14 protein-coding genes and 1 tRNA gene are annotated in these 14470 nt (G+C 49.6%); 9 read left to right on the top strand and 6 right to left on the bottom strand.

Annotated features, from left to right (window positions below; all coding sequences use genetic code 11):
* Positions 1-520 precede the first annotated feature (520 nt).
* Entirely contained in the window at positions 521-643 is a 123-nt protein-coding gene (locus ACN4EG_RS19290; RefSeq protein WP_431631811.1) for a DUF433 domain-containing protein, read from the bottom strand.
* A 99-nt stretch (positions 644-742) separates the two neighbouring features.
* Complete coding sequence (gene argC / locus ACN4EG_RS19285; RefSeq protein WP_431631810.1) at positions 743-1801, bottom strand: N-acetyl-gamma-glutamyl-phosphate reductase; 1059 nt, start codon at positions 1799-1801, stop codon at positions 743-745.
* A gap of 466 nt (positions 1802-2267) precedes the next feature.
* Between argC and ACN4EG_RS19280 the strand changes: the two genes are divergently transcribed.
* From ACN4EG_RS19280 to ACN4EG_RS19260, 5 genes are all read left to right on the top strand, one after another.
* Positions 2268-2819 (top strand): DUF3727 domain-containing protein, encoded by a 552-nt coding sequence (locus ACN4EG_RS19280; RefSeq protein ID WP_431631809.1) that lies wholly within the window; start codon positions 2268-2270, stop codon positions 2817-2819.
* 41 nt (positions 2820-2860) lie between these two features.
* On the top strand, positions 2861-3967 hold the full coding sequence (gene mltG, locus ACN4EG_RS19275; RefSeq protein ID WP_431631808.1) for an endolytic transglycosylase MltG: 1107 nt from the start codon (positions 2861-2863) through the stop codon (positions 3965-3967).
* Between the two features lie 326 nt (positions 3968-4293).
* Positions 4294-4818, top strand: coding sequence for a YqeG family HAD IIIA-type phosphatase (locus ACN4EG_RS19270; RefSeq protein WP_431631807.1), 525 nt, complete (start codon positions 4294-4296; stop codon positions 4816-4818).
* Between the two features lie 158 nt (positions 4819-4976).
* On the top strand, positions 4977-5600 hold the full coding sequence (locus tag ACN4EG_RS19265) for a TMEM165/GDT1 family protein (protein ID WP_431631806.1): 624 nt from the start codon (positions 4977-4979) through the stop codon (positions 5598-5600).
* Positions 5601-5841: 241 nt separating this feature from the next.
* Positions 5842-7383: a SulP family inorganic anion transporter gene (locus tag ACN4EG_RS19260; RefSeq protein WP_431631805.1), complete on the top strand. Its 1542-nt coding sequence runs from the start codon at positions 5842-5844 to the stop codon at positions 7381-7383.
* A gap of 35 nt (positions 7384-7418) precedes the next feature.
* On the opposite strand, the gene moaC is transcribed toward ACN4EG_RS19260, so the two are convergent.
* Positions 7419-7922, bottom strand: a complete 504-nt coding sequence (gene moaC / locus ACN4EG_RS19255) for a cyclic pyranopterin monophosphate synthase MoaC (protein WP_431631804.1) — start codon at positions 7920-7922, stop codon at positions 7419-7421.
* 37 nt (positions 7923-7959) lie between these two features.
* On the opposite strand from moaC, the gene ACN4EG_RS19250 reads away from it, so the two are divergent.
* A tRNA-Arg gene (locus ACN4EG_RS19250) sits at positions 7960-8033 on the top strand.
* Between the two features lie 96 nt (positions 8034-8129).
* Here ACN4EG_RS19250 and ACN4EG_RS19245 read toward each other — a convergent pair.
* Positions 8130-8456 carry a YbjQ family protein gene (locus ACN4EG_RS19245; RefSeq protein ID WP_431631803.1) on the bottom strand — a complete coding sequence of 109 codons (327 nt, stop codon included), beginning with the start codon at positions 8454-8456 and terminating at the stop codon, positions 8130-8132.
* A gap of 67 nt (positions 8457-8523) precedes the next feature.
* On the opposite strand from ACN4EG_RS19245, the gene ACN4EG_RS19240 reads away from it, so the two are divergent.
* On the top strand, positions 8524-9630 hold the full coding sequence (locus ACN4EG_RS19240) for a tetratricopeptide repeat protein (RefSeq protein WP_431631802.1): 1107 nt from the start codon (positions 8524-8526) through the stop codon (positions 9628-9630).
* Between the two features lie 158 nt (positions 9631-9788).
* Here the strand turns inward: ACN4EG_RS19240 and ACN4EG_RS19235 are convergent, their stop codons facing one another.
* Positions 9789-10244 (bottom strand): hypothetical protein, encoded by a 456-nt coding sequence (locus ACN4EG_RS19235; protein ID WP_431631801.1) that lies wholly within the window; start codon positions 10242-10244, stop codon positions 9789-9791.
* A 379-nt stretch (positions 10245-10623) separates the two neighbouring features.
* Between ACN4EG_RS19235 and pyrE the strand changes: the two genes are divergently transcribed.
* Positions 10624-11226: an orotate phosphoribosyltransferase gene (gene pyrE, locus ACN4EG_RS19230; protein WP_431631800.1), complete on the top strand. Its 603-nt coding sequence runs from the start codon at positions 10624-10626 to the stop codon at positions 11224-11226.
* A gap of 115 nt (positions 11227-11341) precedes the next feature.
* On the opposite strand, the gene ACN4EG_RS19225 is transcribed toward pyrE, so the two are convergent.
* On the bottom strand, positions 11342-12169 hold the full coding sequence (locus ACN4EG_RS19225) for a DUF4344 domain-containing metallopeptidase (RefSeq protein WP_431631799.1): 828 nt from the start codon (positions 12167-12169) through the stop codon (positions 11342-11344).
* Positions 12170-12562: 393 nt separating this feature from the next.
* Here ACN4EG_RS19225 and ACN4EG_RS19220 point away from each other — a divergent pair, with 393 nt between their 5' ends.
* The gene (locus ACN4EG_RS19220) at positions 12563-13786 is read left to right on the top strand and encodes a M20 family metallopeptidase (RefSeq protein ID WP_431631798.1); all 1224 of its coding nucleotides are present in this window, start codon (positions 12563-12565) and stop codon (positions 13784-13786) included.
* Positions 13787-14470 lie beyond the last annotated feature (684 nt).

Below are 14470 nucleotides of genomic sequence, written 5' to 3'. Positions count from 1 at the left end.
GGGCAACCCCGTGTAGGGACTGCCATTCGATCGCTGAGATCGAAATGTAGGATACAGGGATCAACATCAGCACTAGTCCAAATGCGATGCCTAACAGAAATTGTTTCATCACATCGGATAGGCTGCGGTGTGTAGCGCTGCTGTCTTCAGGTAGCATCAGCAAAAGCCTCCTCTAGGATTTTGAATCTTGAAACATTTGACATTCCTTTAACTACACCGTTCTAATCCACCATTCCACCGATCGAGCGAAGGATCAAAGGCCAACTTAGGATCATTGCCTAGTGCGGCGTACGAGGTTGACTTTGGGTGAGATTAAACTTTGGACAAGATTAAACTAGCTCACCCAATTTGTCGGACAAGTAAGGCTGCAATGATCGGGATACCCAGTCAGGTGATAGGTTCATATCGACCAAAATTTTCATACCATTGGCATTGGCATAAAAATTTCTTCCACTTGCCAAACGGCGTAGGCTTCGTATATGTCAGCTAACTCTAGGTCAGGATAGGCTACCAAGATTTCCTAAGGCGTTCGCCCCAAGGCCATGAGACCGACGATCGTGCCTACAGTGACAAGTAATCCGCGAATACAAAGTTGACTCCCCATCCCCTCAGGATTGAGAGTAACCCGTGACAGCGGTTGCATTGGCATTGGCCTCTTTTGCAATATTCTTGAGCCGTTCTCTAGAATCGTGCTGGGTTACCCAACAGAAAAATCCGGCGCTCACCCCGATGGATAAAACGTTTACGGATAAAAAGCTAGCTTGGGTAAGCCGAGGGTTTCCTCCCATCCCATCATGATGTTAACGCACTGGATCGCTTGCCCTGCTTGGCCTTTCAGCAAGTTATCAATCACCGACATGACAATCACACGATCGGTTCTGGGATCCACTTCAATGCTGATGTAGCAGAGGTTGGTTCCACAGGCCCACTTGGTTTGGGGATAGGTGCCTGCCGGAAGCAGCTTCACCCAAGGCGAGTTGCGGTAGAACGCCCCGTAGATGGTCAGCAAATCTTCCCGCACTAACCCCGGATCCCGTAGCGTTGCATAGACGGTTGAAAGAATGCCCCGTACCATCGGCACCAAATGCGGCGTAAACTGCACCAAAACTTCCCGGCCTGCTAGGTCGCTGCAAATCTGCTCAATTTCTGGCGTGTGACGGTGACGGGCCACTCCGTAGGGCGCGATCGCGTTATCCGCCTCCGCCAGTAACATATTGACCTTGGCATGGCGACCGCCCCCAGAAGTCCCTGACTTAGCATCAATAATGGCGGTTTCCGGCACCACCAATCCCTGTTTCAGCAACGGAGCTAGGGCCAACAAACTAGCAGTGGGATAGCAGCCTGGGCAACCAATCAAGTTGGATTCTGCAATCTTCTCGCGATACAGTTCCGGTAGCCCGTACACGGCCTGCTCATTGATGTCTGCATCATTGCGCTCCATCCCATACCAAGTTTTGTAGGTAGCAAGATCGGTAAAGCGATAATCCGCAGAGAGATCCAGCACCTTGCAGCCCCGTGCCAGCAGTTCCGGAGCCATCTTGTAGGCAAGGCCATTGGGCAAGGCTAAAAAGACAATGCGACAGCGATCGGCAATGACCTCCACATCGTAAGCTTCAATTTTCTGATGAACAATGTTGGAGAGGTAGGGATACAGTTCCGAAAATTCCTGCCCAACGGTGCTATTCCCCGCCACATAGGTCAGTTCCAGATGGGGGTGATCTTGGAGCAACCGCACCAACTGCACACCGCCATAGCCAGATGCACCTACGATGCCGACTGGTACGCGTTCCAACTCACCCATGATTAATTACCTACAAACTTAAAAGCGCAACAACTGCCAGATGACCGAATGATGGATGCATTTTAATGCCCAGGGGGCACTTTTGGGAGGGGCTAGCCTCAAGAAGTGAGCAAACCAAAACGTATCTTCATTGAATAGTTCAGGATGTCTCAAGTTAATGCTCAAGAAAACCCGTCTAGTTTTTTGGCATTGAGGAGATCGAAAACATACCCCGATCGCCTCAATGTTGCTATTTTTCAAGCAAAGTCCCTAGGGCCAGCACTAGTCCATCCTCCATCGCAACCCTCATCTGAAATCCTCAATAGAATCCTAAAAACTCTCCGAGGAACCCCGTACAGAGGGTGCATTCTAGGCGATACTTGTCTGAGGGTAAGGCATTGCCACCGCATACTGTGCTGGCATCGCTGGATTGCTACTCGGTAGCATCGCTAAAAGTGCCCCGTCAAGCTGGGATAAGGAAAATCCGATGAATGAAGAAATTTTTGATGCGCCTACTGTCACCCTAACCGATGAATCCGGGTTGACGCTAGACTGCTACATTGAACATTCGCTCAGTGTTGAGGGTCAAGATTACGTCCTACTATTGCCTGTGGATTCCACGATCGAAATTGTGACGTGGCAAAGCGATGGTGGTGACGAAGAAGAAGCTGTTTTAGTGGAAGACGAAGCGGAAGTTCAGCGAATTTTCCCCACGGCCAAAGCTGTACTGGGTGAGCAAAACCTGGTTCTCAAGCGAACTGCAGTAGTTTTAACGGTTGAGGGAGATCTGCCAGACTTGGAAGACGAAGATTACGACGAGGGTGAGTTTGATGAAGAGGAGCAAGAGGAACTTCAACTCTTAGCTAGTTTCTACAACCAAGATCAAGAATATTCAGTCTACGCTCATTTGGATCCGTACTTCATTCTGGCACGGATGGATGAACAAGGTCAGCCTAATTTACTATCCCCAGACGAATTGGAGAAAATTGAGCCTCTTTTGCCCATGATTGAGGATCAGCTTTTTGATGCGTTAGAGTAACGAGTCAGTGGTTTACTCAGTTTGTCTGACTCTAGAAACTCATGAAAATCCTCCGCAAAGCCTCATGGATTGGATTAAGCATTCTGATGCTGGTAGGACTGGGAGGTTGGCGATCGAAGGTTTGGTGGCAGACCTCGATCGCCCCTGTTATGGAAAGAAAGACGCCTAGCAAAAGCTTCATTTTTGCAGTCCCTCCCGGTAGTTCTGCCCAAGAAATTGGTCAAAATTTACAAAAAGCTGGTTTAATTCGTTCCCAGAGAGCTTGGCAAATCTGGACAAGACTACAGCAGCTGCAAGGACAATCGGGAGGATTCCAAGCAGGGACTTACGAACTCTCACCAACGGAATCCATGGAGGCGATCGCCCTCAAAATTTGGACAGGGGATGTGATTAAGAACAAATTCACGATCCCTGAAGGCTGGTCACTGCGCCAAATGGCTGAGTACTTTGAGCAGCGAGGCTTTTTCAAAGCGGAAGCATTTTTACAAGCAGCTCAGCAAATACCCTCCCAGCAGTATCCTTGGCTGCCGCCTAATCTGCCATTTGTAGAAGGATTTCTCTTTCCGGATACCTACGAAGTTGCCGGGACTACGTTAACGCCGGAGCAAGCCATTCGGCAAATGCTCGATCGCTTTGAGCAAACAGCGCTGCCGATTTATCAATCCCAACAAGCCGCTAATCCCCTGCAACTGTCTTTGCTGCAATGGGTCACCCTCGCCAGCATTGTCGAAAAAGAGGCCGTTGTGCCCAGTGAGCGCCGCCTCATTGCTGGGGTATTTACGAATCGCTTAAAGCAGGGAATAACCTTAGGTTCGGATCCTACGGTGGAATATGGTTTGGGAATTCGTCAGACTAAGGAACAACCCTTAACGTTGGCACAGGTGCGCACCCCATCTCCGTACAACACGTATATCATGCCAGGGCTTCCACCAACCCCGATCGCCAGTCCTGGGCTAGCGAGTCTGAAAGCGACTTTGGAGCCGGAGCAGACTAACTATCTGTACTTTGTCGCACGTTATGATGGAACGCATGTCTTTAGCCAAACCCTAGCAGAGCATGAGTCTGCCCAAACTCAGATTCGCGATCGGGTAGAAGCAAGCGCGACTCCCGCGCCCACGTCATCCTCTCCTAAACCTAAAAAGCCATAGTTAGTTGCTGGTCGTTGCGGCTGGAGGCAGGAGTATTAGTTAAAACTTGAGTTCAGCTTCTCAACTTTAATTTCTCAATCAGGGGCAAAAAATCTGTCGATTATCTGTCGAGGGTGTTCTCGAAATTTGCCCTAACTTACGTTTATGCTACTCGTACAATATCTTTAATAGTTCGCCTTTGACGGTTCGTCTTTAACAGTTTGCCTTTAATAGGCTATTTTTAACGGCTTGTCTGTAGTTTTTGTTTTTAAAGTCTCGTTTAAAGTCTTGCTGATCATTGGATCTTCCTGTTTCTAGTTTGTACCTCCTAGCCCAAATTTTTACTTATGTCTTGGGGAAAACTTCTGCAACCTGACCTACTGCTATCGGATACGATTTTGAGCCTCAGCCCTGAATTGCTGCAGCAACGTGGTCTGCGCGGGCTTGTATTGGACGTGGATGAAACCCTCGTACCGATCACCATGGCGCAAGTGTCGTCGGAACTCTTGCCTTGGGTTGAAGCTGTCCAAACCGTAACCCCAAAAATTTGGCTAGTGAGCAACAACATCAGTGAAACTCGCATTAAGCGCATTGCTGAAACGCTCAAAGTCCCTTACATTGCTGGAGCGGCTAAGCCGTCTCGCCGGAAATTGCGCCGTGCAGTGGAAGCGATCGGTCTGCCGCCAGAGCAGGTTGGCATGGTGGGCGATCGTTTGTTTACGGATGTCTTGGCTGGAAATCGTTTGGGAATGCACACGATTTTGGTAAGGCCAATGGTTGATCCGCAAGAAGATCGGCGTTATTTGATTCACTCGATCGAGTTTTTCCTGTCCAAAGTCCTGGGAGCATCCTTAGTCGCCCACAAGCCTTAGTGCAATAAGACCATATCAGCTTGCTCGCAGCCATGCAGTGATAGAACCAGTAACAGAGCTAGACCTAGTTAGGTTTAGCTCTCATAGTTTTTTCATCTTCACACTTTTGGAGAATCTCTCCGGTACGCTGGACGCTGTACCCCAATGTCTGTCCGGCTATGCTGACTGGTTTTACTGCTTCTCTCTTACTCATTACAATTTCCGAATTGGGAGATAAAACTTTTTTCATCTCTCTTTGTCTTGCGATGCGTTATCCGCGTCGTTGGGTCTTTGTTGGATCGATCGTGGCCTTAGCCGCCATGACCATTTTGTCCGTTGGTCTCGGTCAACTTGTGGCGCTATTACCCAAACAAGTCACCCATTATGCCGCGATCGGTCTATTCCTTCTATTTGGTTTCAAGCTACTGTACGATGCCAGCCAAATGACTTCTATGGCCCCTAGCGCGGAGGCCGAGAAGGAAGCGGTCGAAGCCATCGCAGAAGCGGAAACAAAGCTCAAAAAAGCAGCGCCCTTCGCCATCATGGCAGAAGCCTGTGTACTGGTGTTTCTAGCCGAATGGGGCGATCGCACGCAATTTGCCACCATTGCCTTGGCAGCAGCCAATAATCCCATCGCCGTCACGATCGGCGCAATTCTGGGACATGCGATTTGTGCGCTGATTGCTGTCATCGGAGGACGGTTAATTGCAGGGCGGTTATCGGAACGGGTGGTGACGGCTTTAGGGGGCGTCCTGTTTCTGATTTTTGCGATCGTCGCTTGGTTTGAACCTGTCTCCTCTTGAACAGAACTCCCATGGAACCAACCCTCTAGACATTGGTAGGCATTTATGATTCAGGTGAGTGGCAGAAGTTACCCTGCCTACGCAAGCTCATAGGAACTTCATGGACAGTTTGGATCCTTGTAAAGAAATTGCAAGGCTTACTGATTAGCCCGTATTTATACAGGCATTCTTGCTTCAATCGATAGAGTTATTCTGCCAAAGTCATTCTTCAGTGCAATTCATTCATTGGGGGTTGGGGCCTATGGGAATCGGGATCCGAGGGTTTCATCGTATGAAGACAATGGGGCGACGCATCCTCAGACGCCCTGCTGCCCCGCAATTCACCCCTGCTGTCCTCCAAAAAGAAATCCTTGCGGGAATCACCGTCGCCTTAGCGTTGATCCCAGAATCCTTAGCCTTTGCCGCGATCGCAAAGGTCAATCCAATGGTGGCGCTCTACACCTCGTTTTGTATGGCCATTGTGATTGCGATCGCCGGGGGCAGACCAGCTATGATTTCTGCCGCTACAGGTTCGATGGCCTTGTTGATGACGTCCTTAGTGGCTAACCATGGGGTGGAATATCTCTTTGCCGCCACTGTCTTAACCGGAGTGCTGCAATTCTCGATTGGTTTATTCAAGTTAGAGAAGGTTTTCAGTTTTATTCCACAGTCCGTCATTGCTGGCTTTGTCAATGGGCTAGGAATTTTGATCTTTGTGGCGCAAATCCAGCAATTTACTGGCGAACCTTGGCAAATGCCCGTCATGGTGGCGGTCACACTGGCGATCGTCTATCTTTTTCCTCGCATCACCAAAGCTGTGCCTGCGCCGTTAGTGGCCATCATTGCCATGACGATCGTGGCCATTGGCCTCAAATTACCCATTCGTCGCGTGGGGGATATCGGAGAAATTACCCGTAACTTGCCCAGCTTGCATTTTCCCAACGTTCCCTTCACCCTAGAAACCCTCGGCATCATCCTGCCCTATGCCGTGACGCTGGCGATCGTGGGTCTCCTAGAATCGTTGCTAACCGCAGCCCTGTTGGACGACTTGACCGATACCTCCAGTTCCCGCAATCAGGAAACCAAAGGACAAGGCATTGCCAATATTGTCACAGGGTTTCTGGGTGGCATGGCTGGGTGTGGCATGGTGGGACAATCCATTATTAACGTGCGATCGGGTGGGAGTCGGCGGCTATCCACGGGCGTCGCCGGGGCCTTTTTACTGTTTTCGATCTTTGCCCTACGCGATTGGGTGCAGCAGATTCCCATGGCGGCGTTGGTGGGCGTCATGATCATGGTGGCGTTTGAAACCTTTGATTGGCGATCGCTCACTACTTGGCGCAAGACGCCTATGCCAGAACTGATTGTCATGCCCTTAACCGTAGGTATTACACTGCTGACCCATGATCTGGCGAAGGGGGTTGTGGTTGGTGTACTCGTCAGTCTGCTGATTTTTGGTTGGCAGGCGGCTCAGGTGCGGGTGACTACTTCTCTGGGGCAGGGCGATACCAAAGTCTATGCGCTGTCCGGTCAACTATTTTTTGGCTCGACCAGCCAATTGATCGAACAGTTTACCTATCGGGACGATCCACCCCAGATTCTTTTGGATTTACACCATGCCCATCTGTGGGACTTTGCCGCTGCAAGCTCGCTGACCAAAATTATTGGCAAATATCACCAATTCCATAAACAGGTCAGACTAGTCGGGTTAACCCCAGAGGGATCCGCCGCTCTTCGACGGGCAGGCCTTCCTCCGGAGCAGATGATTCTACACACCGATCGGCCCCATTCCCAAGTAGCGTAAATTTCCCAATGAAGGGAATGCGCAGCTTGACGGGCTTACCGCTGATAGTCGCCGGATTTGCCACCCGTTTTTTGCACAAGTTGAATGGCCTCAATCTGCATCGACTTCTCTACCGCTTTGGCCATGTCATAGAGGGTCAAGGCGGTGACTGACACAGCGGTCAGCGCTTCCATTTCCACCCCCGTTTCCGCTTTGGTTTTTACCGTGGCTTCGATGCGCAGACCGGGCAAGCTTTCTACCGGAAAGATCTGCACTTCCACCTTTTGCAGCGGGAGAGGATGGCAGAGGGGAATCAAATTGGCCGTTTGTTTGGCAGCCATAATGCCAGCAATGCGAGCCGTTCCCAGCACATCACCCTTGGGCAAATCGCCCGCCAGAATGGCTTCTAGGGTCGATCGCTGCATCCGGACAAAGCCCTCCGCGATCGCCTGTCGCACGGTTGCCGTTTTAGCGGACACATCCACCATCTGCGCCTGTCCTCGATCGTCCAGATGGCTCAGGGAGGCGGAATTCAGAGCATTTTCAGAAATGTTTTGCATGTTTTGAGTAGGGTGTGTTAGTATAAATCTTGTGCGAGGGCTTGTAGCTCAGTGGACTAGAGCACGTGGCTACGGACCACGGTGTCGGGGGTTCGAATCCCTCCTAGCCCGTACAAAAAAGAGGTTATTTTAAAATAACCTCTTTTTTATTGATTATTTTTACATTTTGAGTTTACGCTTCGAGAAGTTCAGCAAGGTGGTTACTGATTAGCGAGTTCGAACGGCTGTTCCCACTGCCGTAATCAACAACATGACGCCAGATTGGTCGAGATTGATGGTTCCAGTGTCAATTTCAATCCCCACGATCGCATTCGCCCCCAGCGCCTTTGCGCGTTTTTCCAATTCGGCAAAGGCTTCCTGCTGTCCCTGCTGGAAAACCCGTTCATAACTTGCGGTACGGCCTCCAATAATGTCCCGGATTCCGGCAAAAAAATCGCGTAAAGCATTACTGCCATACACCACTTCCGCTGTCACTAGTCCCAAATAGGCGTCAATTTCGACTCCCTGAAGGACATCGGTTGTTGATAAAATCATGGGCTATCCTCGCAAAATGAACCCAGAGATGGTAGCATTTCTGCCCGTTCCTCACACAACTCTCACTATGACCCATTCTTTTGGTAAGTCAATCCTGGGGGCGATCGTCACCACCCTGATTTTGTTAACGGGTGCGCCCTCGATAGCGCAATCCACGGGGCCCTATGCCCAGAGCCAACCAACAGCCGAGCAACAGGAACTGGAAACGGTGCTGAAGGATGCACGGGATCAAATTGAAGCAAAGAACTTTGCTAGAGCCCTATTTTTGTTTGAACGAGCAGCCCAGCTAGACCCCAAAAATGCTCGTATTTTCTCCAGTATCGGCTACATTCAAGCCACTCAGGGACGTTACCAAGAAGCTGTCCAAGCCTATCAACAGGCGATCGCGATCGATCCTAAAAATGCCGACTTTGCCTATGCTTTGGGCTTTAACTTAGCAAGCTTAGGCCGGGAAAACGATGCGATTACCGCCTATCGGACAGCGGTGAATTTAAATAATCGACATCTCAATGCCTATCTGGGCTTGGGCGTCTTACTCACCCGGCAAAACCAGTATGAAGCGGGGTTACAAGCCTATCAGGAGGCGTTGAAAATTGACGGGCAAAATACCGATGCCCGGACGGGGATTGGCTTTATTCTCCTGGAACAGGAACGGCCCGATGATGCCATTAACGTCCTGCAACGCGCTGCAAAGTTCGATAGCAAATCCAGTCGAATTCCCCTCGGGTTGGGAATTGCGCACCTCATGCGTAACGATCGCACCTCTGCCCTACAATCCTTTGACCGCGCTGCTCAACTGGATCCCCGCAATGCTAAGCTGCAAGCCCAAATTGGCCGAGTTCTGCAAGCAGCGGGAGAAATGGAAGCCGCGATCGCCGCTTACCAGCGGTCCATTTTGTTGAACAGCAGTCTACCGGAAGCCCATCGAGGGATTGCAGACAGTTACTTTCAGCAGGGTGACTATGCCAGTGCGATCGCGTCCTATCGCGAGGCAACTCGACTGGATCCGGAAGATGCGAATGCGTTCTATGGCTTAGGTCAGGCGCTGCAAGCACGTAATCAGCGGGATGCAGCACTGCAAGCGTTTCAACGGGCCTACCAGCTCTATCAACAGCAGGGCCAAGAAGAGAATGTGCAACGGGTGCAAGCTGCCCTCAAAGCCCTGGAACCGTAGGTACAGATCCCTGCAACCAAATCCTAGGAGCACAACAATCTCCAAAAAATCGATCGCAGATTTTCCAGAATTCTGCGATCGACTTAGCTCGACTCCTGCGATCGGAGTAAAACTCACCTGAGGTGAACTTCACTCAATTGTTCAGGTCTTGCTTGGGATTAAAACTTAGCTTCCACTGGCCGTCGGACAGGCGGCGCTGGAATGGGTTCCGGAGCCATCACAGGCGGAGGGACAACAACTGGAGCAGGGGCTGGTACGCCACTCTCAAAAATTAGCTCATTACCCGCCATCCGTCCGGTTTGGCTAGGTAAGAACTGCACCGAAGTGTTAAACGGGTTCTCTAAATCCGCCGTCCGGAGGTAGGGATCCTGATCATTCTGCAACTCTAGCAGGTAGCGATAGATCCGATGGACACTCTTGGCGTCTTTGATAATGGCATTTTCAGGAAATTCCGGCCCAAATATAGTGTGAAAGTTCTGCGTGGTTGGAAAGTCACGACTATTCACATAGGTTTTGGCGTGATCAAAAAATTCCCGATCCATCGCATCAGGAATTGTTTCATCGGGCCGATAAACCGTTGCAGCGGTGGGTTCTTGTGCTTGCACTGCAGTCATGGGTAGAAACCCAAAGGTTACAGTGAGCAGCAAGCTACCCCAATGTTTTAGCTTTGCGCCCATAGAATATTGACCTTGAAGTTTGTGATTCGAAGTTTTCGATTCATGGTAGCCGATCATTTCCGACTAAGATCAAATTTGGCAAGATCCCATACTTGAACAGTCAAAGGATTTAACGCGCAGCAATCGCTAATATTGGCAGATTTTCTGAGCTTGGGTTGCACCAGAGGTTCCACCCAAACCAGAACTTTGAGTGCGGCTAATTTGAGTGAAGTATGAATAACAGCTTGCTGTTCACGTTGATCTAATTCCTGTTAATCAAAGTTGCGATCGTGCCCACAATTGATGTTTTTAGTTTGCCCTGATGACCCTAGAAAATATGACTCAATCTAACTTTGCTTGGGCAAGTGCTGACCTGGCTGATCTCCGTCAAGCCCTTTTAGATTTGTTTTGTGAAGTTGCCTACAAAGAAGGGGATTTTCTACTCTCTTCCGGACAGCGCAGCACTTATTACATCAATGGCAAGCAAGTTACCCTGCACCCCCAAGGCGCGTTGGGAGTTGGGCGCATTCTGTTACCTTACATTCCCGCAGAGACTATCGGGGTGGCGGGTCTCACGTTAGGGGCAGATCCGATCGTCACTGCCGCTAGCGTCGTTGCTGCCTACGAAGGCCGATCGCTGACGGCGTTGATTGTGCGGAAGGAGGCCAAAGGTCACGGCACCCAAGCCTACATTGAAGGGCCAACATTGCCTGCGGGCAGCCCCGTTGTGGTGTTGGAAGATGTTGTGACAACGGGGCAGTCGGCCATGAAGGCCGTGCACCGCTTACGGGATGCTGGTTATCAGGTCGATCGCGTGGTTTCCTTGGTCGATCGACAGCAGGGCGGTGCGGAATTTTATGCAGAGCAAGGTTTGAACTTTGACGCCGTGTTCACGATCGCGGATCTGCAACAACACTGGAAGACGTTGCATTCCGCCTAAACCCATTCGATCTCCTCAACGAGTGCTTTATCCATCCCATCCATCTTTTCCCAGCAATCGATGGGATGGAACGTACTACGATCGCAGCATACGATTTGATCTGAACGATCGCGACTTACGATCGCACATGGGGAACCAGCAGTTTATCCCAGCTTTGAGACTTTTTCGCATACTCACGACCACAACGCTGAGCACGGGCTTCGGGCAATAAGCCTTCCTTGACCAGATCGGAAAATTTTTCGGGATCTTTGCCATAGACTAAACAAGCAATGCCATAGAACCGCTGCAAGTCTAGGGAGTGCTCATCCCAAAAGGCCAAATCCTCCGACGGCTGCTCGCTTTGTAATGCAAACCAATGGGCAGCATTGAGTACAGCTTTTTCCCCATCTGTTCCTGCTTCGAGCAGCAAGATAGTGGAAAACTCATCCACTGCATCCTCTTCCCGTCCAGTAGTGGGTAAGTCGTACAGATCAATGAGTCCATGGCCCAGTTCATGGAAAAAGACAAATAGATTGGTGTAGAGCATGGATTCGCCTAAATCCTGATCAGAGGTTGCCGTAGGAGCAAACAACCTCCCGAAATAGGCCAATAACTCATCACACATCACAATGCTTTTGTGGTCAGCACTGTAAAACGCATTCTCGGTGCCACACTCCGCTAAAGCGATCGTGACATCTGTGGGTAAAAGTAAGACTTTATTCAGTTCTTCAGCGATCGTTTCGTACAACCGACTTTCCTGCATCACCTGCCGAAAAGGAGCAAATTCTGCATTCTTAACAGGACTGTAGGCAACTTGGAACTGTCCACCAGACTGGGCGATTTGAGAAGTGGGAGGCAAGGTGGCGACCGCATTTCCCTGCCAAGAGTTCAGCAAAATCAAGAAACCAGCCGTCAAGGTTGCTAACCAGATAGGCCATTCCCGAAAGCACGATCGAACGCTCATGGTGTGTCTAGTAAAGTGTGTCTAAAAATATCCAACGAAGGGAAGCAATGGAAGGGAGCAATCAGCGGGCGAAAAGATGTCTCCACCCTAGAAAAGCGCCAAATCGATCGTCAAGGAAAGTACATAACTTGCAGTAATTCTGACGATGGGTTCAGCCTAGAATCGACAGGGTTTCCATAACCTCGCACCCATTCCACCTCATGCAGAGTGAAGGAATTCCAGCCCGTCCTATCTCAATCCCGTCTGACCAAAGTCTGTCTTGGGAGAGATGTTCTGCCGGAACTCAGCGAAAGTTTTCTGGGGATGCCAAAATCAAAGAATACTCGAGCTAATTGGTTATCCCTTTTTGGTTATCCCTTCGGTTATTCCTTATAGATAAGTCATTACTGCTGTATGGTTGCATCCTCACTGGTTTCTTCCTCTCCTCAACTCTCACAGGTGCGCCTCGGCATTCGATCGCTCCATCCTCAGATTATTCAATGGCGACGTCACCTGCACCAGCGACCGGAACTGGGATTCCAAGAACAATTAACCGCCAACTTCATTGCTGCCAAGCTGCAAGAGTGGGGCATTTCCCATCAAACGGGCATTGCTGAAACAGGCATTGTTGCCACGATCGTAGGCAAGCAACCGGGTAAGGTATTAGCCATTCGGGCGGATATGGATGCCCTGCCGATTCAAGAAGAGAATGAGGTGGAATATAGATCGCAGCATGATGGCAAAATGCATGCCTGCGGCCATGATGGACATGTCGCGATCGCCCTAGGAACAGCCTACTACCTCTCTCGCTATTCAGACTTTGCAGGCACCGTCAAAATTATTTTTCAACCCGCTGAGGAAGGCCCCGGTGGAGCTGAACCGATGGTGGCCGCTGGGGTTTTGCAAAATCCATCGGTAGACGCAATCATTGGCTTGCACCTGTGGAATCAGCTTCCCATTGGCACGGTCGGCGTCCGTAGTGGAGCGTTAATGGCTGCCGTTGAAACCTTCCGCTGCACCATTTTTGGGAAAGGGGGCCATGGTGCCATTCCCCAGCAGACGATCGATTCGATCGTCGTTGCCGCTCAAGTGGTTAACGCCCTGCAAACGATCGTGGCTCGTAATGTCGATCCGATCGAGTCTGCCGTCGTCACCGTAGGAGAGTTCCATGCCGGAACCGCCTGTAACGTAATTGCCGATACCGCCCGCCTTAGTGGCACTGTTCGCTATTTCAATCCAAACTATGCTTCCTTCTTTCAGCAGCGGGTGGAACAGGTCATTGCAGGAATTTGTCAAAGCCATGGTGCAACCTATAACTTGAACTATCAAAAACTCTACCCCCCCGTCATCAACAACCCAGACATTGCAGCCCTTGTTAAATCAGTTGCCGAAACGGTCGTTGAATCGCCCTTAGGGGTCATCCCCAACTGTCAAACCATGGGGGGAGAAGACATGTCCTACTTTTTAAATGAAGTACCGGGTTGCTACTTCTTTTTGGGATCTGCCAATCCAGCCCAGGGATTAAACTATCCCCACCATCACCCCTGCTTTGATTTTGATGAAACAGCGCTGGCCTTGGGGGTAGAACTATTTGTTCGTTGCGTAGAAAGCTTTTGTCATCTCCCCACTTCTAATTAACCTGTGGTGAAACAGAAAGTTGATCAATATGAGGGTTGACAAATCTGAAGACTGTTGAATAGGCACCTTATAGAGCACACACGTCTAAACTTAAATTTCATAATTGTTTGCAACCGAACTTTTTACCGATTAACACCTTTATTTCCCCAGTTTGGGCTGCTTTACCACTACTTTAGATAATTTCTCTGGACTCAAATATTTATATTTTTCAAAAACACAGTAGAATTACTGAGCACCTCAAGCTAAGATATAAGACGAATCCGTACAATCTCTGTTGTAGATTCGCAGCTTAACTAGTTTCGCATTTCTTATTTGAAATGCGAGGTTCTACATGTGATCATGATCACACCACTTCACTGATCTCGATCTCTTGCAGAATAGATTGATGTAGACATAATAAAGGGGACTCAACTTTAGCCGAGTCATCAACAGGGAACACACGACTGGCCGACAGGTTTCTTAATAGGACTGTCGGTTTTTTATTGGTTACGCTGGTTGATTGGTTACGCTGGTTGATTGGTTACGACGCTATCGGTGAATATTCTTCTTTGCTTCTAAATATTTTTCGTAACTACTCAGGCTTAAAAAAATAAAGAGTTTTACCAAGAATCGTGAAAAAGCAGGTAATTTAGCATCATATTAGGGATTAGAGATTGAATCAGTGAGAGAACCAGGGCTTCAACC

Source organism: Alkalinema pantanalense CENA528, from assembly GCF_050753345.1.
Lineage (GTDB): Bacteria > Cyanobacteriota > Cyanobacteriia > Leptolyngbyales > Leptolyngbyaceae > Alkalinema > Alkalinema pantanalense.
The sequence above is the reverse complement of the archived record's forward strand: the minus strand, read 5'-3'. Positions and strand labels throughout refer to the sequence as shown.